The organism is Hominimerdicola alba (assembly GCF_900112155.1).
Taxonomy (GTDB): Bacteria; Bacillota; Clostridia; order Oscillospirales; family Ruminococcaceae; genus Hominimerdicola; species Hominimerdicola alba_D.
In genome coordinates, this window is record NZ_FOKQ01000008.1 from 33,035 (window position 1) to 57,135 (window position 24,101).

The window sequence follows — 24,101 nt, forward strand, 5'->3', positions numbered from 1 at the left end:
GCGAGCCATGACTGATAAGAAAGAACCGCTGAAATGGCTCTATGCTTCCATAGCTAAATACTTTCTTCCGCTGCTGCTGGGTGCGGTCGTGATGAATGTTATATTCGGAACTTACTATGATTACTTCGTCAAGACTGTTACAGCGGGCTTCGTTGCATACGAATGTATTCTTTTCTGGTTTTTTGAAAAGATAAAGAAGCGGAAGGGATGGCGTTTCTTTATTTATATCACACTGGGACTGGTGATACTTGTTGTCTCGGGGTGGCTGATAGGCAACGGCTGGCAGCAAACGGGTGTCAGCTTTATTGACTGGTTTTACGTGAACTCACAGGAAGTGGGTTCGGTGACTTACTATAATGCCTTTCTGTTTGTAGGTATGGGATTTTTCATCATATCTATACTCTACTATTTTACCGTTTACAGGTTCAGGATATTCGGTGTTATGCTGACAACCATGTTTCCATTCGTTATCTACGGTAAGCGTGCACAGAACCTTAATACCCTCAGCCTTACTTTCATGATGACTGTTTTCCTTGCGATGATGATCCATCAGAAGAGGGTAGCAGACGATTATACCGAAAAGCAGAAGCGCAACATAATAATGAACCGCTCCTATGCCATCGGTATATCGCTGTTCGTTACTTTTGTAGGTGCTTTGACCATGCTTCTGCCAAAGCCTGAATATAGGTCACAGCTTGAAGCAAACAAAGGTATTTTCAAGTATTATCTCAACTCAAACACCACGGATTACGATGACCTGAATGATGTATCCTCACCGAGATTCGGTGCTGATTCGACAGGAGAGATACTGTTCACCATTGATACATCTAAGAATGTTGAATCTGTTTATATGCGCAGGCAGTCCTTTGATCTGTTCAGAGCGGATCAGTGGGTGCTGAGGAACGAATACAGGGATTGGTACGGTGCCGAGGACGGTACGGATAATATAGTTAATTCGCCGTTATATATGCATAAGCTTCTGAAGTCCATGGCGGCTACAGGCAGGTATGAGGATCTTGGACTTACGGAAGATCTGTTCGGTAAAGAGTACAAGAGCAAGATCTGGCTGAACCTTTCAGGTCCGACATACAGCCCCAGTTATATACCCGCTCCGCTAATGGCAGAAACTGAAAGCCTTGATTACGGATTCAGGAACGTTCATGGTGAGTTCTACTACAAGAGCAGATATTCATCGGCTTACGGCGGCCTTGGAGTCAGCTACGGCTGTGTTTCCGAGGAGGGCGAAGAGTATGATTATGTCAGCCGTCTGCCCTTCAGCTGGGAAAGCTTCGAGAAGATGATGACCAGGGGCGTTTACTACGGTGATGTCAGCCCCGAGGATTACTCACAGGTGCTCAGTATCTACGAGCGCTACACCGATAAGGGCGGTGTGACTGATAACATCGAAAAGCTTGCAAAGGAAATAACAAAGGACTGCAAGACCGATTTTGATAAGTGCTCGGCGATAGTTGATTATTTCGAGGATAACGGCTATATCTACGACCTTGAATATATACCCGATGATGAATCCATAGATTATTTCCTCTTCGAGAGCAAGACAGGTGTATGTACCAGCTATGCTACTTCAATGGTGCTGATGGCAAGGGCGCTGGATATCCCTTCAAGATATGTTGAGGGATTTGCGGCTTATGAAAGAAATGACGATGGCGATCTGGTTGTCCGTGACAGCCATGCTCATGCCTTTGTTGAGGTATACATCCCCGGCGCAGGCTGGGTGACTTTCGACCCGACAGTACCGGATTACAAGGGTACAGAGAACTACGGCGGTAATAACGCTGCAAATGTTATCAGGACATTCATGGATTATTTCAGCAAGATAGCACTGTTTTTGGGCGTTGTGTTCGTGCTCGTATTCGTGATATTTATCGACAGGATAATCGAGCTGTTCTTCCGCATTAGGATGAAGTTCCGCAAGACAACACAGGAGAAATCTCTGGCTCTGTATGAGCGTATAGTTCGTCTGCTGGAGATATCATCGGACAAGGATATGCATATCCGCGGTATGACACCCGGTGAGATACTTGATATGGGTAGCGAGAGAGGTGCTGAGATAACCAGGGCTGTCAGCCTGTTTGAGCAGGTATGCTTTGGCGGATACAAGCCTGCGGATGTTGAATTCGAGGCGGCTTACAGCTGTTATAAGCAGAGCTGGAAAGCTCTTGCGGGTAAGCTGAAAAAGCGCAAAGATAAAGCAGAGATTTCTGAGAGCTAAAGGAGCATAAAAATGAGTATTATCAGAGATATCGTCCACGATAAGGATGGCTTGGGCTGGCTTTACGGCAAGTTTGATTCTGATTCGTTTTTTCAGGGTGAAATGAGCATTACAATATACGGCGAAAGCGATGATTATATTGAATATGCGGAAAAATGCGTGGTTCACTATAACCGTCTGAAAGATGATTCAGGGTTTATGGCTGATCTGCGCGACAAGCTGGCGAAGTTCATGTATTATATGCGTAATGAGTGGGAGGCTATGGGCATATACGATGATATTGCCGAGGATACTGACAAGGCTGTGGCAGATTTTGAATCCGGCGGGGATATACTGAAATATCTCACAAGACCTTACCTTAATGTGGAGATTCCCGAAGACGGTACCGACGAGATAGGTTACAGCATCGTGGCGGAGTGCCCATGGGAGCCCGAGCATCAATGTTCGATCATCGTAAGGGGAGATCAGCTGAAATATGTTGGTCCCGATGACGGCAGCACGCCTTGGGATGATGATGACCAGTATTACTGCATCTGGCTTGACGAAGAGACGGAATGATCCGCATATAGTAGGATAATATATGGAAGATCGTTTTGAAATCGTCATGCTCGGTGTTCTCACGCTGCTTGATATCGTGCTTTTGATCAACCTTAGATCAAAGATCAAGGCGGAGCGGAAATATACCTCATCATGCGAAAAAATGTCAGCGGTGGTTGAGGACATTTCCAAAAAGAAGCTTGCAAACAGCATGTTGTACTCGTTCATCGTAAAAGCTGAGAATGGCTGCACATACAATGTCAGCTCAAGCAGTTTCTCTTCGGCATTGATAATGAAGGGCAGCACCGTTAAGATACTCGTCCCCCAGGGTGCTCCTGCACGAACAGACGAAGACAAATATATGGAGTCCGTCGTCATGGGCGGAAGAGAAGCGCTAAACTCTCTTTCGCATGAGGAAAAACTCCGACTGAACGACTATTTAAGCCGCAAGTCAGACGATAGCATCACTGCCGCGAGAATGATGATGGAAAACAACGTGGCGACCCTCGCTTCGGACGGAAGAGAACTGAAAAATGAGATAATCCCACTAGGAGTGCTCGCAGGTGTCGTTAGTCTGATCATACTCGTCTTTTGCTTTACGGTGCTTTTCGGCAGGTGACCGCATTCTTAGATGATTTTTAAAATTGTCTGCAAAGCGGACTCAATGTATATATCATAATAAACAACAAAGACCGCAAACTAATTGATTTGCGGTCTTTTCTTCTATCATTTATCTTCTTTTATACTGTCTGCAATAAACATAGAATCTCCGAAAGAGAAGAATCGGTATTTTTCTTCAACGGCTATTTTATAGGCATTCATGGTGTTTTCATAGCCTGCAAAAGCGGATACAAGCATTATGAGGGTGCTTTCCGGCAGGTGGAAATTTGTTATCAGTCCATCGAGAACTTTGAATTCAAATCCAGGATAGATGAATATTTCAGTGAAACCGTCGCAGGGCTTTATCTCGCCGTGGAATGCGGCTACACTTTCGAGGGTTCGGCAGGATGTTGTTCCTACTGCGATAACGCGTCCGCCCTCTGCCTTTGTTTTGTTGATGAGGTCAGCGGTGCGCTTGGGAAGCTCGTAGTGTTCACGGTGCATTTTGTGGTCGAGAACTTTGTCTTCCTTAACAGGTCTGAAAGTACCCAGACCGACGTGAAGAGTCACATAGGCGATATTGACACCCATTTTCTCGATATCTGCCAGCTGTTCCTTGGTAAAGTGCAGACCTGCCGTGGGAGCGGCAGAAGAGCCTATCTCGTTAGAATATACTGTCTGGTAGCGCTCCTTATCTTTGAGTTTTTCGGTTATGTAGGGTGGCAGTGGCATCTGACCTATCTCGTCAAGGGCGGCAAAGAAATTGGTTGATTCACTGCACTCAAATTTAGCAATACGGTTGCCGTCTTCAAGAACTTCTGTTATCTCGGCGGTGAGTAGTCCGTTGCCGAAAACGAAACGCCTGCCCACGCGGGCTTTTTTACCCGGGCGGCAGAGGATCTCCCATTCCATATTTCCGCGCTGTTCAACCAGCAGGAATTCGATGAATGAGTGAGTATCCTCGGTCTCCCCGTAGATCCTGGCGGGAAGTACTCGCGAATCGTTCAGAACCAACAGGTCACCTTTTTTCAGATGATCGCATAGATTATAGAAATGGTCGTGGCCGACCTCACCTGTGGTGCGGTCAAGGCAAAGCATCCTTGATGCGTTTCTTGGCTCGATGGGGGTCTGGGCTATGAGTTCCTGTGGGAGCTCATAGAAAAAATCGGACTTTTTCATGTTGTTCAGGTCTAGCATTTTAAACTCTCCTTGCTTATATCGTATGCCGCGTTATATACAAAATTCTTAGCGGCTTGCTGACAATTTACAGAAAATTCATATAAAACTTTTCGGAACATGGGCGCTTTCTATTGACAAGCGGCGGAATATGTGTTATCCTTTATTTCAGAACAGATAGAGGTGCAGTTGAAAAGAGTAGCACGGTCTGTCCTTTGAGATTTTTCCCGAGGACTTAGCACCCCATGCCGAATGACCGATGTGAAAGGTAAAACTGCCGAAGCTGCGATGTGGGAAATCGTTTGCTGACTGATGGTTTAATAGGTCATCGGTTGTCATCATGACTTTATGATGGAGTGCTATCGGCGGAAAATTTATTTTGCCAACATTCTTATTATATTGTATGATGCGCCGGTTTTCAACCGGTTTTTTTGTTATTTGTCAATTTTTTATGTTTTGCGCAAAATTTCGGCGCGGTACAGCTGATGATTTGGCTATCGTGACGATGAGCGTGAGAGGAAAAGGAGTTTTTTGTTATGGAAAAGAAATTTAAGGTAGGTATCATCGGTGCGACCGGTATGGTAGGTCAGAGATTTTCTCTGCTTCTCGACAAGCACCCCTGGTTCGATGTAGTATGTCTGGCAGCTTCCCCCAGAAGCGCAGGCAAGACTTATAAAGAGGCAGCAGGCAGCAAGTGGAAGCTGGCTGATCCTATGCCCAAGTCCATGGAGGATATGGTTATCCTCAACGCAGAGGATGATGTTGAGAAGATCGCTTCTATGGTTGACTTCGTATTCTGCGCAGTTGATATGAAGAAGGACGAGATCAGAGCTCTGGAAGAGAAATACGCTAAGGCTGAATGCCCTGTTGTTTCCAACAACTCTGCTCACAGACATACCGATGACGTTCCTATGGTAATCCCTGAGATCAACCCTGAGCACATCGAGATCATCGCTTCCCAGAGAAAGAGACTGGGCTCAAAGAGAGGCTTCATCGCTGTTAAGTCCAACTGCTCACTGCAGAGCTACGTTCCCGCACTGGCTCCTCTGCACGCTAAGTACAAGGTAACCAAGGCTCTTGCCTGCACATATCAGGCGATCAGCGGCGCAGGCAGAACTTTCGAGACATGGCCTGAGATGCTGGATAACGTTATCCCTTACATCGGCGGTGAGGAGGAGAAGAGTGAGCAGGAGCCTATGAAGATCTGGGGCAAGATCGAGGGCGACAAGATCGTTGACGCTACAACTCCCGCGATCACTGCACAGTGCCTGAGAGTTCCCGTTTCCGATGGTCATACTGCTGCTGTATTCGTAAGCTTTGAGAACAAGCCCAGCAAGGAAGAGATCCTTCAGACATGGAAGGAATTCGCTGGTGTTCCTCAGGAGATCAATCTGCCTTCCGCTCCCAAGCAGTTCCTGAACTACTTTGAGGAGAACGATAGACCTCAGGCTAAGCTCGACAGAAACCTCGAGGGTGGCATGGCTGTTTCCATCGGCAGACTGAGAGAAGATACTCAGTATGATTACAAGTTCGTTTGCCTGTCTCACAACACACTGAGAGGCGCTGCAGGCGGTGCTGTTCTGCTGGCTGAGCTTCTGGCTGCTAAGGGCTATTTTGACTAATTATAAAAGATGATTTGGTCGGCGGGCGGCTATATATGTCGCCGCGGCAGACCTTCAACAAAGATCATTGATCTTAACGATCAAGGAGAATTATTATGAAGAATACCATTTTTACAGGCGCAGGCGTTGCTATCGTAACACCTATGAACGCCGACGGTTCTATCAATTACGATAAGCTAGGTGAGCTTATCGAATGGCAGATAGCTGAGGGTACTGACGCTATCATCATCTGCGGTACTACAGGCGAAAGCTCTACAATGGGTGATGACGAGCACGTTGAGGCTATCAGATACGCTGTCGAAAAGGTAAACCACAGGATACCTGTTATCGCAGGTACAGGTTCTAACCACACCGAATATGCTGTTGGTCTTTCGAAGAAGGCTGAGGAGCTGGGTGCTGATGCTGTTCTGCTGGTTACACCTTACTACAACAAGACTTCTCAGAAGGGTCTGATTGTACACTACACCACCATCGCAAATGCTATCAATATCCCCATAATCCTTTACAATGTTCCTTCCAGAACAGGTGTTAACATCACTCCCGAAACTCTGAAGGAGCTGTCAAAAGTAAAGAACATCGTGGCTGTTAAGGAAGCAAGCGGCAATATCTCGCAGATAGCAAGAGTTGCAGCACTCTGCGGCGATGATCTGGATATCTACTCAGGTAATGACGATCAGATCGTTCCTATCATGGCACTGGGTGGCAAGGGCGTTATCTCTGTTCTGTCCAACGTTATGCCTAAGGAAACTCACGAGATCACTCAGCTTTGTCTGGAGAACAAGTATCCCGAGGCACAGGCTAAGATGAACAAGATTCTCGATTTTGCAAACAGCAACGGTCTGTTCTGCGATGTTAACCCTATCCCTGTTAAGGAAGCTCTCAACCTTATGGGCTGGGAGGTAGGCGAGTGCCGTCTGCCCCTTATCAAGATGGAAGAGGCTAAGATCGAGAAGCTCAGAGCTAAGATGGCTGAGCTGGGACTTGTAAAGTAATAGAACTTTCTGAGGGCGGAGCGGTGAACGCTCTGCCCTTTGTTTATTGATCGTAAAAACGAAAGGACTGATAAAAAATGACAAATATTGCTATATGCGGTGCTTGCGGTCACATGGGCAGAGTTATTGCCGATGTTATCAGCGGCAGAGATGACTGCAAGGTCATTGCGGGTATTGACAAGGTGACTGCGCAGTATTCTGATTTCCCCATAGTTGCAAATGTTGCCGATATGGCTGAAAAGCCCGATGTTATCATCGATTTTTCTCACCCCTCAACTCTGGATGATCTGCTGAGCTATTGTCTTTCAAACGGCACAGCTCTGGTAGTTGCAACCACGGGTTACGATGATGAGCAGACTGCTAAGATCAAGAAGGCGGCTGAACAGATACCCCTGTTCTTCACCTTTAATATGTCGCTGGGTGTTAACCTGCTGGCTGATCTTGCTCGCAGGGCTACCAAGATACTGGGCGACCAGTTCGATATCGAGATAATCGAAAAGCACCACAACCAGAAGCTTGATGCCCCCTCGGGTACTGCTATTATGCTGGCTAATGCCATCAATGAAGAACTGGATAACAGATGCAGCTATACATATGACAGACACTCCGTTCGTGCAAAGAGAGGCAAGAACGAGATCGGTATGCACTCGGTTCGCGGCGGCACCATCGTTGGCGAGCATGAGATAATCTTTGCAGGCAGAGATGAAGTAGTAAGCCTGAAGCACGAGGCGCACTCCAAGAGCGTCTTTGCTGTTGGCTCCGTAAATGCGGCTGTTTTCCTTAAAGGAAAGGCTGCTGGTCTGTACGCTATGGACGATCTGCTTAAAGAGAGCTAAATCTTTTTGAATATATTTTTTAGGAGACCTTCCCAGAAACGGGAAGGTCTTTTTATGTGTTGCAAATTCTGAATTACAAAAAATAAATATCGAGAAACGATAAAAAAGTATTGACAATCAATTTTTGATGTGATATAATACAAATCAAGAAAGAAAGGAGAAATTGGTTATGAGGAAATTTACATATGATGATCTGAACGTAATAGTAATCTTGCTGATTTTTTTTTGTTCCCTGCATGGTTGTATGGTTTAATAACGTTCGGGATATCGCGGTATTTTTTAGTAAGTGCGATAGTTTTTATTGTCGCTACGGGGAATATTTATAAAAATATCAGCCGCGTAGAAAACGGCAGGATAATACTCAACTGTATGAGGGCAGCTTTGTTTTTGTCCGTGGCGGGTATATATATGCCTTCGATAGTGCTTTTCAGTTTCGATGAAACAAAAAGTATGTACAATATAAAACGGCTGGATTATATTCATGGAGAGTATGGGATAGACGGAAAAAATGCAGAATTTTACAAAAAGCTTATCCCCGAGAAGCTTCCTTGTGAATGTGAGGATTACTCATATATAACTGAGGGTCATTTTCTTTCTCATCATGCTTTTTCTTGTCTGATATTTCGCACTGATGATGAAACGATAGACAGTTATGCTGAATACTATGGCAGTCTGTGTGATGAGGTAAGGGTGAAAAAAGATTACGAGGGTGAGAAATTAGGCTGGTTCGACAGGTTTTTAAATCACGCGGATATATATGATAGCAGGCGTGAAGAGTTTGATGACGCTGAGATCTATTGGACAAACGGACCATCTTCAAAAGGTGTGGGTGTTCTGCTTGACAGAGACAGCGGATATGTTGTGATACTGGCATAGGAAAAATCACGGATAGCTACTTTGTGTAAGATATGATATAAGTCAACAAATATAAGGAGACAACAATTATGAAAAAGAGCACTTTAAAGAAACTGAACATAATAATATTCTTGCATAATTATGTATTTCCTGTGTGGATCTTTTGCAGCTTAATGACTATAGGAATATCACAATATTGCTTTTTGGGGACGCTCGTGTTTATGATCGCTACGGGGGTGACTTATGAAAAAGCTGATCGCATAAAAAACGGCAGGAAAATCTTACGTTATTTTAGGATCGCTTTGTTTTTGTGCATTTCCGGGTTGATCCTGCCTGCGATTGTACTTTTGAGTTTTGATCATACAAAATGTATGTACAATATAAAACGGTTAGATTACACCTACGGAGTTTTCGGGAAGAATGCGGAGTATTATAAAAAGCTTCTTCCTGAAAAACTTCCTGATGAATGCGAGGACTACTCATTTGTGACGAAAGGCAGTATATTAGCGCAGGATTATCACGCATCTTCATGTCTGATGTTTCGCACCGATGAGGAAACGATAAAAGATTATGCGGAGTACTACAGTTCTCTAAGCGATGAGGTAATAGTAAAAAAAGAAGATGAGACAGAGGACTATAGTTTTTATTCGTTTTTAGATAAGGCGAAAATAGATGACAGTTTGCTCGGAGAGTTTGATAATGCAAAGATTTACCGGATAAATGGGAACGATCCGGAAGGCGCACTGCTTGACAGAGACAGCGGATATGTGGTAATACTGACGTAGGGAAAATCAGGAAAGGAGAAAACGATAATGGAGAAATATGGATTTAAGATATTGAACGTAATAATATTCTTGCTGACTTTTTTTGTGTTTCCTGCGTGGTATATCTGTATAAACACATCTAGTATCTCTTTCTATTTCATTTTAGGGACGATCGTGTTTATGATCGCTACATGGAAGTTTTATGATGATGTTTACGATATAAAAAACGGCAGAATAATATTGAACTGTTTTAGAGTTGCTTTGATTTTGTGCGTGGCGGGGTTATATCTGCCATCGATGGTGATCTCACATTTTGATCATACAAAATGTATGTATGATTTAAAATGGCTGAATTATGCGCACGGGCTGTACGGGTTTAGCGGGGAAAGATTGGAGTATTACAAAAAGCTTTTCCCTGAAAAACTTCCCGATGAATGTGAGGACTACGAATATTTGACTACGGGTTGGCTGAATCACAGATTTCCAGGTTCTCGTCTGATGTTTCGCACAGATGAAGAAACAATTGAGAGGTATGCGGAATACTACACCGGTTTTTGTGATAAGAAATACTACTACGGTATTTACGATGAGATAAGTATTGAAGATTATGAGAGCGAAAATACGATAGATGAGCTTGAACGTTTTATGTACTGGGCGAAATTAGATGATAAATGGCGTGAAGAGTTTGAAAATGCTGAGATATATAGTATAGGCAGTCATATTCGTGAAGGTGTTCTGCTTGACAAAGACAGTGGTTATGTGGTCATAACGATAGATGAACCTAAGTGATAAAACAGGGGATATCTCTTTATACATGGGCAGATATACATTTTTGCTATACCCTTGATGTTATATTTAGTACTTGCAATTTTAATAGTCGTGTGTTATAATTAAAGAGTATTATTTTTGGCAGTGAAATTAAGCTGCTGTTGAGGAAAGGAACTGATCGTCATGCTGTCAGATATCGAGATAGCCAAGCAGGCTAAAATGCTGAAAATTTCCGAGATCGCCAAGAAACTCGGGATAACCGAGGAGGAGTATGAGCCTTACGGTCACTACAAGGCTAAGCTCTCTGAATCTCTTTATGAAAAGACCAAGGACAAGCCCGACGGTAAGCTGATTCTTGTAACTGCTATCAATCCCACACCTGCGGGTGAGGGCAAGACTACCATTTCGGTTGGTCTTCATGAGGCTATGCACGTTATTGGCAAAAATTCAATACTCGCCCTGAGAGAGCCTTCTCTCGGACCTGTGTTCGGCATAAAGGGCGGCGCTGCAGGCGGCGGATATGCTCAGGTTGTTCCCATGGAGGATATCAATCTTCACTTTACAGGAGATATGCACGCTATAACTGCGGCTAACAATCTGCTTTGTGCGCTGATCGACAACTCGATGCAGCAGGGTAATCCTCTGAACATAGATCAGAGAAGAATAATGTTCAAGAGATGTCTTGACATGAACGACAGAGCACTGAGAGATATCATCATCGGTCTGGGCTCTAAGGTAAACGGTATCCCCAGAGAGGATTCTTTCCAGATAACCGTTGCTTCCGAGATTATGGCTATACTTTGTCTTGCGGCTGACCTTGACGATCTGAAAAAGCGTATTGAAAGGATACTGGTGGCTTACACCACTGACGGCAAGCCTGTATTTGCTAAGGATATCGGCGGCTGCGGCGCTATGGTTGCACTGCTGAAAGACGCATTGAAGCCAAATCTGGTACAGACACTGGAGAACAATCCTGCGCTGATACACGGCGGTCCTTTTGCGAATATCGCTCACGGCTGCAACTCTGTAAGAGCTACAAAGCTGGCTCTGAAGCTTGCTGATTACACCATCACCGAGGCTGGTTTCGGTTCCGACCTTGGTGCTGAGAAGTTCTTTGATATCAAGTGCCGTTTCGCAGGACTCAAGCCTAGCTGTGTTGTTCTGGTCGCTACTATCCGTGCACTGAAATACAATGGCGGTGTTGCACGTGCTGATCTGACAGCCGAGAATGTTCCTGCACTGGAAAAGGGCATCGTAAACCTGAAAACACATATCGAGAATATGAAGAAGTTCGGTGTGCCTGTTGTTGTGGCTATCAACAGATTCGCTACCGATACCGAAGCTGAGATCGAGGTGATCAAGCGCACCTGCGCTGAGATGGGCGTTGAGGTATCTCTTGCAGAGATATTTGCAAACGGCGGCAAGGGCGGCACTGATCTGGCTGAAAAGGTTGTTGCTACCATTGAAAATAACGAGAGCAACTTCAAACCTCTTTACGATGAAAAGCTGCCTATCAAGGAGAAGCTTGGCATAATCGCTAAGGAGATATATCGCGCTGACGGCGTTATTTTCACAGCTCAGGCTGAGAAAGCACTGAAAGAGATCAACGATCTGGGTTACAGTGATATTCCTGTCTGTGTTGCGAAGACACAGTATTCGCTTTCGGACGACCCTGCTAAGCTGGGCAAGCCCGAGGGCTTTGAGATAACTGTCCGTGACCTGAGAGTTTCGGCTGGTGCAGGATTTGTTGTGGCTTATACAGGCGATATCATGACCATGCCCGGTCTGCCCAAGGTGCCTGCTGCTAACAACATCGACTGCGACAACAAGGGTAATATCTACGGATTGTTCTGATAATACAGAGGTGCGAAATGAAAACCAAAGTCATACCCGAACAGGAGACAGCACAGGGCGTTGACGTAAAAGTGTCCCAAAAAGCGGACAAAAAGCATAAGCACACACAACTTAAATGGCTCATTGGCAGCGCGATATTTTTCGTGCTGCTGAATGTGCTTGCCTGGAAAAGCACACAGTTCTGCGATTTTTACCAGAAGCATATTTACCCACTGTGGGCGCAGACCTACGGTCGCGTAACATCGCTGCTGCCGTTCTCATTCGGGGAACTGCTGATAGCTATCGCGGTTTTCGGTATACCGCTATCACTTCTGGTGATGATAGTTCTGCTCATTATTAAAAGGGGCAGACGTGGGAAAGTTGCAAAGGTATTCGGGTTCATCTATGGGTGGATCCTGGTTTTTATCCTTGGTACAGAAACCTTGAACTGCTTTGTTCTGTATCATACTTCTACTTTTGAAGAACTCAATAATATCAGTGTAGAAGAACATACCAATGATGATCTTGAAGAGTTAGGTTTCCGTATCGTAGCGCAGTTAAATGAGCTTTCGTCTCAGGTTCAGCGTGACGAAGAGGGTCGGTTCGTACTTACTTCGGATACCGATGATACCGCTCGTGTAGCTGTCGAGGGTCTGGAAGATGAGTTTGTTTGCTTCGGCGGATATGAAGTTCACCCGAAGCCGATTTACTGTTCTTTCTTTATGAGCCAGATGGACTTGATGGGGATATACTTTCCATTTTCCATGGAGGCAAACTACAACACTGATATGTACAAGGCGAAGCTTCCGAACACTATCTGTCATGAGCTTGCCCACACAAAGGGTTTCATGAGGGAGGAAGAGGCGAATTTTATCGCTTTTGTAGCCTGTGATCGCTGCGGCGATGTGGACTATCGGTATTCGGGATATCTTTCTGCGCTGACTTATGTTCGAAACCAGATATTCGAATATTGTGACGAAGACACGAAGTGTGAATTCGATAATGCTATCTGTGATGAGGTATGGGCGGATATCGACGGAAACCGCGAATACTGGGAGTCAGTGGAAGAAGCTGAGGACACTGTGTTTGAAAGTGAGAGCGTCAGTGAAGTTAGTGAAAAGGCTATGGAGACATCACTTCATGCCAATGGCGTTGAGGATGGAATCGCGTCATACGGCAGAATGGTTGACCTTATGTTGAATTATTACGGCGAGCACAAGTTCGTCGGTGAAGAATAGTGGGTTGAGATGAATTGAACTTTACATACAGGACTTCTTCTCCCGAGCAGACTATCGCGCTCGGACGAGAGATAGGCAAACGTCTGCGGGGCGGCGATGTGCTTGCTTACCGCGGAGGGCTCGGTGCAGGGAAAACTACCATAACACGCGGTATCTCAGATGGGCTGGGGCTTGGTGACGAAGTTACTTCGCCTACTTTTGCTCTGGTTAATGAGTACCGGAAAAAGGACTGCAAACTTAGCCTGATACACTTTGATATGTACCGCATAACCTCTGGAGAAGACCTTGAAACTACAGGATTTTTCGACTATATGGACGAGGATACGGTGCTGGCGGTGGAGTGGTCAGAGAATATCGACGACGATCTGCCAGAGGATTGTATCAGGATCACGATAAACAGGATATCCGATGATGAGCGAGAACTCACTATCGAGACCTGCGGCGGAGATGACAGATTTGAGAATATTAGCTATTGATACAAGCGGCAAAACGGCTTCTGTTGCTATAAGTGACGGGGCACGTATGCTATGGGAAAAGACGGTTTTTACTAAGCTTACACATTCGCAGGTTATACTGCCTATGGTGGAGAGTGCGTTGGAAGAAACGGGGTTTGATTATCCCGATATAGACTGCATTGCAATCGCTAACGGTCCCGGGTCTTATACCGGACTCAGGATAGGTGTAGGCGCTGTTAAGGGCATCTGCATGGGTGCACCTGACATCAAGGCGGCAGGGGTATCGACCTTGCTGGCGCTGGCTTACAACTGTGTTGGTTTTGAGGGCAGGATACTTGCAGTGATGAGGGCGCGCCCCAAGATAATCTATGCGGCGGCTTTTGAATGCAGCGGCGGAAAGATATTAAGAATGAGCGATGACAGAGTTTGCAGTGAAGAAGAATTCTTCGCGCAGACAGAGCCCTGTGATCACATAATGCTGGTGGGCGACTGTGCTGAGGAGATCAAGTCAGGTCGGTTTGCTGATGCTGATAATGTGCGTACAGCTCCTCTGAACTGTGTTCTGCAAAGAGCATCATCACTTTGTATGGCTGTGGAAGCTGACCAGACACTGATGTGCAGTGCTGATGAGCTGGAAGTGTCATATCTTCAGGCTACTAAGGCCGAAAAGGACAAGGCTCACCGCGACAGCTGATTTTGAGCGGACAGTTCAGTAAAATTTAATCTCGGTACACGGGATAAGAATTCTGTTTTATATTTTAGGTGAAGTTGTTATGAAGAGATTTATCGATCCTATTTATGCCTATGCTCTGCTTTTATCGGCGACGATATGCCTGTTATTAAAGGGACACAGCAAGGTATTTCTGATAATTTCGGTAGTTCTTCATGTGATGGCCTTGATTGAATTCTATATGATCTTCGGAAATATGAAAAAGAGGAATAGGAAAGATTCGGACTTTTGAGCAAATGTATCTGAAACCATAATTTGGAGGTAACTATTATGAAACTGGCAATTGGCTGCGATCATGCAGGTCCTGAGCTTAAAAAAGAAGTTCTGGCTTATCTGGACGAGATAGGTGTAGATTATGTTGATCTGGGCGTTCAGGAGGGCGAAAAATGCGATTATCCTGACAAGGCACAGGAGGTATGTGCCAAGGTAACAGGTGGCGAATGTGAGCTTGCTGTACTTATCTGCGGTACAGGCATAGGTATGTCTATGGCGGCTAACAAGGTAAAGGGCATAAGGGCTGCGTGCTGTTCAGATTATTTCTCGGCTAAGTATACAAGGGCACACAACGATGCGAATGTTCTGTGCATCGGCGCGAGAGTTGTTGGTGCAGGTCTTGCCTGCGAGCTAATCAAGGTGTTTATCGATACTCCTTTCGAGGGCGGAAGACACCAGCGCAGAGTTGATAAAATTCATGCTATCGAAAATGTATAGTGTAAAAAATATATTACACTTGTTTATTGATTTTGTTTAAATTGAAAAAGCTTTCTCCCAAAAACTGGTGTTTTTTTACAAAAAATCCTGTTTTTGGGATTTTTTTAATTGATTTGGAAAATTCTTTCTATTGACAAGCTTTGTGAAATCGAGTATAATATACAGCATTGAATGTAACCGTTATGTAATAAACTGTAACTTTTACGGAGGTCTATATTTTATGAAATTTATCAAAGCGGCATCAGGTGCAGTTATCGCGGGCATTATCTTTGCGGGCATGAGCCTGACTGCCAGTGCTGATGAAGTCAGCAAGGATGTTATAAGCGCGGACGGTGAAACCTTTGAGGTATCTTACGCAAATGAAAATGAGGATGCAGGTTATCTGAAATACAGGCATAATCTCATCAATGAAAGAATGGCGAGAAATTCGCCTGCAGGCAGGATAAAGGAAAACCTTTCCACCATATGCGGTACTTTCGGTTCCTATCTTTCACACGACAGCAGATTCGACGGTATGGATAGAACATATCTTATTGATGTATCACAGTGGCAGGGAAAGATTGACTGGCAGAAAGTCAAGAAAGACGGAATTAATGATGTTATAATCAGACTGGGCTATCGTGGTTACGGTTCGGCCGGTACACTTATGATGGACAACAGTTTCTATGAGAATATCAAGGGCGCAAAGGCTGCAGGTCTGAAAGTAGGCATTTATTTCTACACCCAGGCTATCAGCTACGCTGAGGCTCGTCAGGAAGCTGACTTCTGTGCAGAAGCGCTTAAAGGCTTCGATATTGATCTCCCTGTATACTACGATATCGAGAGTGTTGACTTCGATTATGGCAGACTCGACCATGCAGGACTTACAAAGGCTCAGAAGACAAAGCTCTGTAAGGAGTTCTGCAACAGGATAGAGTCTTATGGCTATGAATCTGGTGTATATGCAAATTATTACTGGCTTACTAATATGATAAACGGTCCCGAACTGGGTAATGATTACAAGACCTGGGTCGCTGCTTATGGGTCATATCTTAATTACGGCGGCATATACGATATGTGGCAGTATTCCAGCAATGCTGATATCGACGGTATCAAGGGCAGTGTTGATATCAACGTAATGTACGATGTTGATTATTCACCAACATCCACTGTCAAGGTGAATATCGATAACGGCGTTCTTTCCTGGAACAAGGCTGCCGGAGCTGACGGTTACACAGTCTACGGTTCTGATAATGGTACCGATACTTATGTTGTTGCAGATGTTACAGGGACAAGTTTTGACATTAATGGTCAGAGCTCTGGTAAATACTGCGTAGCAGCATATAACTATTTCAGCGGCAAGAAGCACTACGGTAAAACATCAAATATGGTTGACAGCTTCCGTCAGGCACCTGAAAATGTTGAAGCAACCAGAATTGGTATCGATAAGGTGTCTGTAAGCTGGAACGCTGTTCCGGAAGCAGTAGGATATGAGGTATACACTGTTACTGACGGAAAATCCATGCTTGTCGGCAAGACTTCTGATACTTTCCTTGAGATAAGAGGAAGCGATCTTCAGAAGAAAAAGGTCGTTGTAAGGGCATACAACAAGAACGGTCTATTCGGCGATCTTTCTGAACAGGTTGCTCTTCCAGGCAATGCTCCTTCAGACGTGCCTTATGCTGAATTCAGGGCTAACAGACTGGTATGGACAGTAGTTCCCGATGCTGACGGTTACATCATAACAAGGTACCTTAATGGTAAGGTCAGTGAACTGGTTGTTCAAGAAAATAATTATTATGTTGACGATAGCCAGTCAGCCGAATTCTATGTTCAGGCTTATATAGAGCTTGAGGGGCAGAAGTTCCGTACAGAGCACTCCAATATCTGCTCTTTCAACGGAGTAAATTACCCGCCTAAGGGTTCTATCGAACTTGATTCAAGCGCTGACGGTCTGACTTGGAACAAGATCGATGACGCTGTGGGCTATGTAGTATACAAGCTTGATTATGACGGCAGTGAAGTTGAGGTAGGCAGAGTTGATGGCTGCCATTTCAGCACCGAGGATACCGAGGCAATCGAATTCTATGTAAAGGGCTACAATGTCAAGGATGGTCAGGAGTTCTATACCGAGGCTTCAAACCGCGTGATAATTTCTCTGCCCGAAGTAACCGAGGCTGCACTGGTAAGCAAGACTGATGATTATGCTGTCATCTCCTGGAACGAGATCGATGGCTGCGATGAGTACATGGTTTACCTGGACAAGGGTAAAGGTTACGAGCTGTACTCTACTGTCAGGGGCAGAAAGGCTATGATCGGTGATCTGAAAGACGCTGATTTTGCAAGCGTAAGGATCAAGGGCTATATCGGAAATAAGGACGTAGTCAGCTACGGTCTGTTCTCGAATCAGCTTTACATCATAGGCGACGAAAATTCAAGACCCGCTAAAGAAGTTTTTGACTTTGGCGATCTGTTAGGTTAATACGAAATTATGCGGCTCCGCTTTTGGCGGGGCCGCTTTTTGTTTATTGGTATAACGTTGTTGTTACGGCGGGTAATTTTTGCGCCTTGGTGTCTTTACATTTGCAGGAAAATATGTTATAATAACATTGTATGGAATGAAACTGATATGATCGGAAGTGATGTGGTGAGCTGTTTTCGTTTGAGCCTTGCTGCGGCTGTGACGGCGCTTAGTGTCGGACTCAGCGGCTGTACGGGGTTCAGCTTTACGGTTGACGGTCTTCTTAATGCTCCAAAGCTCACCGAGGAGCAGGGCGAGATCCATGAAGCTCTGACGGCTGCTGTCGGGGGGAGCGTTACACTGAAATATCCAAGAAACGGTGATAACCGTTCGGCTTTTGTTATAGGAAATCTTGACGGCGAGCCCGGCAAGGAAGCTCTGGTATTCTACGAGTATAACACGGGCGCAGGCTCGGATAACGGTATAAGGGTCAATCTGCTGGATAAAGATGAGAACGGCAAATGGTTCTCAGTAAAAGAGCTTGCAGGCGCAGGTACAGAGGTGGACAGAGTAATAATCGCCCAGATGGGTGAGAAGAACCGATACAATGTGCTGGTAGGCTATCAGTCTGTGACGGGCAGCGATTGTGCGCTGGAGATATACAGCTGCTATGACGGCGATTTCAAGCGTGTGGGTACAGATACTTATTCGGTGCTGGATACGCTGGATATAAACTATGACGGCTATCGTGAGATAGTCACGATACAGAGGCAGACCAATGCGGAAACAAATGTTACATCTGCAAAGGCTTCGCTTCTGGATATGTCTGCGGACAATGAGATAGTCAAGACAGAGGGCATAGATATGTGCTCGAATGTTGTGAATTACGTCAATACCTGCTCTGGTCTGCTGAATAAGCAGCATGAGGCTATATTCATTGACGGCATGAATACCGACGGAAATCTTCAGACAGAGATAGTATACTATCGGTATTCCAGCCTGCAGAATCCAATGCAGCTCAGCCCTCAGAAGCTTCTGCCGCTGTGTACCAGACCTTCGGGCTATTACAGCACCGATGTAGATGATGACGGCATAGTTGAGATACCATCGGTAAAGCCTATGACAGGTTATGAGAATGCTGTCACCGATGAGATGGTATACATGACAACCTGGAACGTATACAAGGATTTCTTTGACCTGACGGAGAAGTATCACGGATATTACTCCATATCCAACGGATATTTCTTCTCTTTCCCCAACAGGTGGAACGATCAGGTTACTGTGAAGAGAGAGCTTGATATGTCTGAATTGGTATTCTACAAATACAGTGGGGATATCAACAGCTCCAACACCGAGATAATGAGGATAGCGGCTGTCAGCCGAAAGGACAGCGCATCTTATGCGGACGATGGCTATAAGCTTATCGCCAGCAAGGGTCAGCTGGATTATTATGTGAAGCTCCCCGAGGATAAGAGAGAACAGCTGATACTTACTATCGACGAGGTCAAGAACAATTTCTTTATCGTTGGCTGATTAACGATATTATACTTACTAAAAAACGAGAGGAGAACTTTGAACATGAAAAAAGTGCTTGTTTGTGAAGATGAAGACTCCATCCGCGAGTTTGTTGTTATAAATCTTGTAAGGAGCGGCTACGAAGTTGTAGACGTAAATTGCGGAGAAGACGCTCTTAAAGCTTATGAGGAGAATGAGGGCGGCTTCGATGTTGCTCTGCTTGATATAATGATGCCCGGCATCGATGGTATGCAGGTATGCAAGAAGATACGTGAGAAGAACAATTCAGTTGGTATCATAATGCTTTCTGCAAAAAGCCAGGAAATGGATAAGATATCCTGCCTGATGAGCGGTGCGGACGATTATATCACAAAGCCATTCTCCATATCCGAGCTTATCGCCAGAGTTGACGCTGTCTGCAGAAGAGTGAACCGCTCGGCAGTCAAGCCCGAGGAGGCTTCCACCATAACTTCTGGACCCTTTGTGCTCAATCTCAAGAGCAGGACTGTTCTCAAGAACAATAAGCAGATCGATCTTACTCAGGTTGAATACCAGATCATGGAGTATTTCTTCAAGAATCAGAATGCAGCGCTGGACAGATCCAGCATACTTAACCATATCTGGGGTGAGAGCTATTACGGCGACGACAAGATCGTTGACGTTAATATAAGACGTATCCGCATGAAGATCGAGGACGAGCCTTCTAATCCCAAGTATATACTGACGATATGGGGCTTCGGCTATAAGTGGTCGGGCGGAAACGGCTAAAGGGGTACTGCTGAAATTGAGCATTGATATTAAACGGAGATACCGTGGCAGAGAAAGCATTACAAGGCACTGGCTGATAAACAGCATGGGCATCGTAACGCTGATACTGCTTGCGGTGGAGATAGTGCTGATAGTTATAGTGCGCAGCTATTACTATACTTCGGCAAAGCAGTACCTGACTTCAAAAATGAATATCATAACAACTTCGGTGATGAATTCGGCGGGAGATACTACCAACTACAATGCCGAGATAAGAAGCATAGTTGAAAGCTACGAGGACAAGGACAGGATCGAGCTTATGGCGATAACCGCAGACGGCGATGTTGATGTTACTTCCTCGGGATTTTCGCTGGAAGGCAGTGACAGCATGACCGATTACGCCGAAGCTAAGGCTTCCGCGGCTGGCACAGCTGCACAGATAATCAAGCTACCAACAGGTGAAAAGGTGGTGGCGGTGACCTCGGTCATATCTCCTAAGGGCTGTGACTACGAGGCTCTGAGAATGCTGAGTTCCATGAAGAACGTGGATCATCAGATAGTGATGATAATTGCTGTGATATCTGCTATAGTTATGGGTATCATACTTTTGATGTTCTTCACGGGTATGTATTTTATCAGGCAGATAGTAATACCTATCCGCGGTATAGCTGATATTACACATAAGTACGCTAAGGGCGATTTCTCAAAGCGTATCGAGAAAAAAAGCGAGGACGAACTGGGTCAGCTGTGCGATTCCATAAACAACATGGCTGAGGAGCTTTCAAACACCGAACAGATGAAGAATGAGTTCATATCCTCGGTATCCCATGAGCTGAGAACACCTCTGACAGCGATAAAGGGCTGGACGGAAACTGTTGCAACTATGTACGGCGATGTGGAGACCTTCAAGAAAGGTATGCGCGTCATAAACAGTGAGACGGAAAGACTTTCGCAGATGGTTGAGGAGCTTCTGGATTTCTCTCGTATACAGGATAACAGGCTTATGCTTCAGATGGATACCATCGACATACTTGCGGAGCTTGGCGAGACTGTCCTCATTTATCAGGAGAGAGCAAGGGCGTTGGGTATAACTCTTAACTATTTTGAACCAGATATGCTGCCCTTTGTTTACGGTGACAAGAACAGACTGAGACAGGTGTTCATCAATGTGGTGGATAACGCGATAAAGTATTCTGACAAGGGAGATACGGTATCGGTGGAAGCTTACGAGGAGGACGGAGATATCTGCATATCCGTATCAGATACGGGTATCGGTATATCTAAGGAAGATCTTCCAAGGATTAAGCAGAAATTCTTCAAGGCAAACCACACCCGCCGCGGTTCGGGTATAGGACTTGCTGTTGCTGATGAGATAATCTCAAGGCACGGCGGTGTTCTGACCATTGACAGCGAACAGGGCGTTGGTACAACTGTTATGATAACTCTGCCATGTATTGAGCAGGAAGAAAGATCGGAGGAAAGCGACACTGTAGATGTGGAGCTGATATCCTCTGATGACAAGCCCGAAGGGGCTATAGAAAGGAAAGAGACCGATGAGCAGTAATGCCGGTAAGGAAAAGTTCAAATCAAAGATAGGCGGTCAGGCAGTTATCGAGGGCGTAATGATGCGCGGCATCGACAAGGGCGCTATGGCTAACCGTATGCCTGACGGTACTATCGATATAGATGAGTGGGAGATAAAAGGCGGAAAAAATCCGCCATTCTACAGAAAAGTGCCTTTTGTGCGCGGTATATTCAACTTTGTGACTTCGATGATCGACGGCTACAAGTGCATATCACGTTCGGTGGATAAGCAGATGACCGACGACGAAGAGGAAGAACCTACCAAGTTTGAAAAGTGGCTGGAAGAAAAGCTGGGCGACAAGCTTATGCCCATTGTGACCACCATATCCATGATAATTGGACTTGTGATCGCAATGTTCCTGTTCATGTGGGTGCCATCGGCTTTGATTAAGCTGATAGAGAAGCTTGCAGGTACAGAGCTCAACACGGTTCTAAAAAATGTTATCGAGGGCTTTTTGAAGATAGGCATATTCATTGGATATACGGCTCTTACTTCCCTTATGCCAGATATGAAGCGCCTTTACGAGTATCACGGTGCTGAGCACAAGACCATCGCCTGCTATGAGGCTGAGACAGAACTTACCCCAGAAAATGTAAAGCAGTTCACCCGCTTCCACCCCAGATGCGGAACAAGCTTCATATTCCTCGTGCTGTTCATAAGTATTTTTGTGAATACCATTTTCAGGATATCATGGGCGAGCCTGCCTATGAGAGTGCTTTGCAAGCTGGCTCTTCTGCCTGTGGTGACTGGTATAGCTTACGAACTGATACGTCTGGCGGGAAAATATACAAATGCTGTTACTAAAGTATTTTCCGCACCCGGACTCTGGATACAGCGCATAACTACACGCGAGCCCGATGAAAAAGAGATCGAGTGTGCTATAGCTGCGCTGAAAGCTGTTATCCCCGAGAACAAAGAGGACGATCAGTGGTGACTTACAGGGAACTGCTGAAAGCGCAGGCTGAACGTCTTGAAAGTGCGGGAAATGACAACGCGCTTTTCGATTGCAGTGAACTTCTGGGTCTGGCTATGGGTATGGATATTCGCAGCGGAGCATTTGAATCTGCTCTGAACGGACAGGCTGAAAGTCCTATAAAAGCTAAGTTTGAAGAACTTTGCGGCAGGAGAGCAAATGGTGAACCTCTTCAGTATCTGCTGGGGGAATGGGAGTTTTACGGTATCCCGATAAAGGTCGGTAAAGGTGTGCTTATTCCGCGTCAGGATACGGAAACTCTTGTGGAGCTGGCCGTTAGTAAGTACAAAAACTCGAAAGATATAGTTATTGCCGATTTGTGTTCCGGAAGCGGCTGCATCGCTCTGGCACTGGAAAAATACCTACGTTGCAGGGAAGCTTTCGCCGTTGAGAAAAGTGAAGCGGCTGCAAACTATCTCAGCGAGAATATCAAAATGAACGGTTCGGCAATTAAGCTCGTTATGGGCGATGTCCTTGACGAGGACTGTTCTGCCGCTATCCCCGAATGTGATATGATAGTCTGCAATCCGCCTTACCTTACAGGTGAAGATATGGTACATCTGCAAAGGGAAGTCACTCACGAACCTAGCGAAGCACTTTACGGCGGTGAGGATGGTCTGGATTTTTACCGCGCAGTTACGCGCATATGGAAAAATAGACTTAAAACAGGCGGTACGCTGATATACGAGATAGGCATGGGTCAGGAAGATGACGTTATGCAGATAATGGTGCAGCACGGTTTTGAGAACGTCCGCTGTAAGCCAGATCCCTGCGGCATCATGAGGTGTGTTATTGGTACAAAAAAATGAACACTAAACATATAATCACCGATAAGGACTACTACCTCTGTGACGGTGAAAAGGTCCGCTTTATCGAAGACGAGGGCACCATATGGCTTATAGGCGACTATAAGAATCCGGGCACAGGGATAAAAGATCTTTATATCCCGAATACGATAAACGGCAAGCCTGTCGATACGATAGAGGGCGATATAATAGATTATAAGAAAGATCTTCGCAGTTTTATCGTAGAGGATGACAATGAGTACTTCCGTTTGTTTGAGGGCGGACTTTACTCAAAGGATATGACTGAGATGTACTTTATGCCCCCGAAATATGAGGGCAAGGTGTTCTTTGTGCCTGAGGGCGTAAAGCTGATATGCGATACTGCAATATTTGTAAATACTATTGAAACGCTTGTCATCCCCGAGGGCTGTACACGTATGATAGAATACAGCGCCTCTGCACTTAAAAATCTTAAAAGTGTATATATCCCCAAAAGTATTGAGTTTATAGGCTTCAAGGCTTTCATCGGTACAGCGCCCGAGAAAGTTTTCTACGGCGGAAGTGAGGATGATAAGGCTAAGATAGATTTCTGTGATGAGTTCTTCAATGCGGGGCTTCTGGACGCTGAATGGCATTATAACTGCACTATACCGAAGTCTCCCGATGAAATAAAATAATGCAGTTATACTAAACTCTATTGCAAAAT

The 24,101-nt window shown here is 45.2% G+C and carries 23 protein-coding genes and 1 riboswitch; of the genes, 22 read left to right on the top strand and 1 reads right to left on the bottom strand.

Going from position 1 to position 24,101, the window contains the following annotated elements; translation table 11 throughout:
* The first annotated feature begins 7 nt into the window (after positions 1-7).
* The 3 genes from BM265_RS06135 to BM265_RS06145 are packed head-to-tail and all read left to right on the top strand — an operon-like array spanning position 8 to position 3,389.
* Complete coding sequence (locus BM265_RS06135; RefSeq protein WP_074960680.1) at positions 8-2,233, top strand: DUF4129 domain-containing transglutaminase family protein; 2,226 nt, start codon at positions 8-10, stop codon at positions 2,231-2,233.
* Between the two features lie 12 nt (positions 2,234-2,245).
* Positions 2,246-2,791, top strand: a complete 546-nt coding sequence (locus tag BM265_RS06140) for a DUF6985 domain-containing protein (RefSeq protein ID WP_074960681.1) — start codon at positions 2,246-2,248, stop codon at positions 2,789-2,791.
* A gap of 22 nt (positions 2,792-2,813) precedes the next feature.
* Positions 2,814-3,389: a hypothetical protein gene (locus tag BM265_RS06145; RefSeq protein WP_074960682.1), complete on the top strand. Its 576-nt coding sequence runs from the start codon at positions 2,814-2,816 to the stop codon at positions 3,387-3,389.
* Between the two features lie 107 nt (positions 3,390-3,496).
* On the opposite strand, the gene queA is transcribed toward BM265_RS06145, so the two are convergent.
* Positions 3,497-4,567, bottom strand: a complete 1,071-nt coding sequence (gene queA / locus BM265_RS06150; protein WP_081358380.1) for a tRNA preQ1(34) S-adenosylmethionine ribosyltransferase-isomerase QueA — start codon at positions 4,565-4,567, stop codon at positions 3,497-3,499.
* A gap of 149 nt (positions 4,568-4,716) precedes the next feature.
* Positions 4,717-4,916: riboswitch (Lysine riboswitch) on the top strand.
* Positions 4,917-5,082: 166 nt separating this feature from the next.
* Between queA and asd the strand changes: the two genes are divergently transcribed.
* The 19 genes from asd to BM265_RS06245 all read left to right on the top strand — a co-directional run bounded on the left by asd (position 5,083) and on the right by BM265_RS06245 (position 24,072).
* Positions 5,083-6,168, top strand: coding sequence for an aspartate-semialdehyde dehydrogenase (gene asd / locus BM265_RS06155; RefSeq protein ID WP_074960683.1), 1,086 nt, complete (start codon positions 5,083-5,085; stop codon positions 6,166-6,168).
* A gap of 95 nt (positions 6,169-6,263) precedes the next feature.
* Positions 6,264-7,160: a 4-hydroxy-tetrahydrodipicolinate synthase gene (dapA, locus tag BM265_RS06160; RefSeq protein ID WP_074960684.1), complete on the top strand. Its 897-nt coding sequence runs from the start codon at positions 6,264-6,266 to the stop codon at positions 7,158-7,160.
* A gap of 77 nt (positions 7,161-7,237) precedes the next feature.
* On the top strand, positions 7,238-7,996 hold the full coding sequence (gene dapB, locus BM265_RS06165) for a 4-hydroxy-tetrahydrodipicolinate reductase (RefSeq protein ID WP_074960685.1): 759 nt from the start codon (positions 7,238-7,240) through the stop codon (positions 7,994-7,996).
* Between the two features lie 408 nt (positions 7,997-8,404).
* Positions 8,405-8,872 carry a hypothetical protein gene (locus tag BM265_RS06170; protein WP_074960686.1) on the top strand — a complete coding sequence of 156 codons (468 nt, stop codon included), beginning with the start codon at positions 8,405-8,407 and terminating at the stop codon, positions 8,870-8,872.
* Positions 8,873-9,222: 350 nt separating this feature from the next.
* On the top strand, positions 9,223-9,636 hold the full coding sequence (locus BM265_RS19675; RefSeq protein ID WP_207646959.1) for a hypothetical protein: 414 nt from the start codon (positions 9,223-9,225) through the stop codon (positions 9,634-9,636).
* A gap of 369 nt (positions 9,637-10,005) precedes the next feature.
* On the top strand, positions 10,006-10,404 hold the full coding sequence (locus BM265_RS19680) for a hypothetical protein (RefSeq protein ID WP_143098683.1): 399 nt from the start codon (positions 10,006-10,008) through the stop codon (positions 10,402-10,404).
* 162 nt (positions 10,405-10,566) lie between these two features.
* Positions 10,567-12,237, top strand: a complete 1,671-nt coding sequence (locus BM265_RS06185) for a formate--tetrahydrofolate ligase (RefSeq protein ID WP_074960689.1) — start codon at positions 10,567-10,569, stop codon at positions 12,235-12,237.
* 17 nt (positions 12,238-12,254) lie between these two features.
* Entirely contained in the window at positions 12,255-13,454 is a 1,200-nt protein-coding gene (locus tag BM265_RS06190; protein WP_074960690.1) for a DUF3810 domain-containing protein, read from the top strand.
* 14 nt (positions 13,455-13,468) lie between these two features.
* Entirely contained in the window at positions 13,469-13,930 is a 462-nt protein-coding gene (gene tsaE / locus BM265_RS06195; protein WP_074960691.1) for a tRNA (adenosine(37)-N6)-threonylcarbamoyltransferase complex ATPase subunit type 1 TsaE, read from the top strand.
* Positions 13,902-14,603 carry a tRNA (adenosine(37)-N6)-threonylcarbamoyltransferase complex dimerization subunit type 1 TsaB gene (gene tsaB / locus BM265_RS06200; RefSeq protein WP_242940788.1) on the top strand — a complete coding sequence of 234 codons (702 nt, stop codon included), beginning with the start codon at positions 13,902-13,904 and terminating at the stop codon, positions 14,601-14,603. The genes tsaE and tsaB overlap by 29 nt, the downstream gene beginning before the upstream one ends.
* A gap of 79 nt (positions 14,604-14,682) precedes the next feature.
* Positions 14,683-14,871: a hypothetical protein gene (locus BM265_RS20365; RefSeq protein ID WP_074960693.1), complete on the top strand. Its 189-nt coding sequence runs from the start codon at positions 14,683-14,685 to the stop codon at positions 14,869-14,871.
* A gap of 38 nt (positions 14,872-14,909) precedes the next feature.
* Complete coding sequence (gene rpiB / locus BM265_RS06210) at positions 14,910-15,350, top strand: ribose 5-phosphate isomerase B (protein WP_074960694.1); 441 nt, start codon at positions 14,910-14,912, stop codon at positions 15,348-15,350.
* Positions 15,351-15,570: 220 nt separating this feature from the next.
* Positions 15,571-17,811: a GH25 family lysozyme gene (locus BM265_RS06215; RefSeq protein ID WP_074960695.1), complete on the top strand. Its 2,241-nt coding sequence runs from the start codon at positions 15,571-15,573 to the stop codon at positions 17,809-17,811.
* A 147-nt stretch (positions 17,812-17,958) separates the two neighbouring features.
* Positions 17,959-19,323: a hypothetical protein gene (locus tag BM265_RS06220; protein WP_074960696.1), complete on the top strand. Its 1,365-nt coding sequence runs from the start codon at positions 17,959-17,961 to the stop codon at positions 19,321-19,323.
* Positions 19,324-19,368: 45 nt separating this feature from the next.
* Complete coding sequence (locus tag BM265_RS06225; protein WP_024856350.1) at positions 19,369-20,073, top strand: response regulator transcription factor; 705 nt, start codon at positions 19,369-19,371, stop codon at positions 20,071-20,073.
* A gap of 16 nt (positions 20,074-20,089) precedes the next feature.
* Positions 20,090-21,616 carry a HAMP domain-containing sensor histidine kinase gene (locus BM265_RS06230; protein WP_074960697.1) on the top strand — a complete coding sequence of 509 codons (1,527 nt, stop codon included), beginning with the start codon at positions 20,090-20,092 and terminating at the stop codon, positions 21,614-21,616.
* Positions 21,606-22,571, top strand: coding sequence for a DUF1385 domain-containing protein (locus BM265_RS06235; protein ID WP_074960698.1), 966 nt, complete (start codon positions 21,606-21,608; stop codon positions 22,569-22,571). Before BM265_RS06230 ends, BM265_RS06235 begins: the two co-directional genes overlap by 11 nt.
* On the top strand, positions 22,568-23,419 hold the full coding sequence (prmC, locus tag BM265_RS06240; RefSeq protein WP_081358382.1) for a peptide chain release factor N(5)-glutamine methyltransferase: 852 nt from the start codon (positions 22,568-22,570) through the stop codon (positions 23,417-23,419). Before BM265_RS06235 ends, prmC begins: the two co-directional genes overlap by 4 nt.
* Positions 23,416-24,072, top strand: a complete 657-nt coding sequence (locus BM265_RS06245; protein ID WP_074960700.1) for a leucine-rich repeat domain-containing protein — start codon at positions 23,416-23,418, stop codon at positions 24,070-24,072. Before prmC ends, BM265_RS06245 begins: the two co-directional genes overlap by 4 nt.
* Positions 24,073-24,101 lie beyond the last annotated feature (29 nt).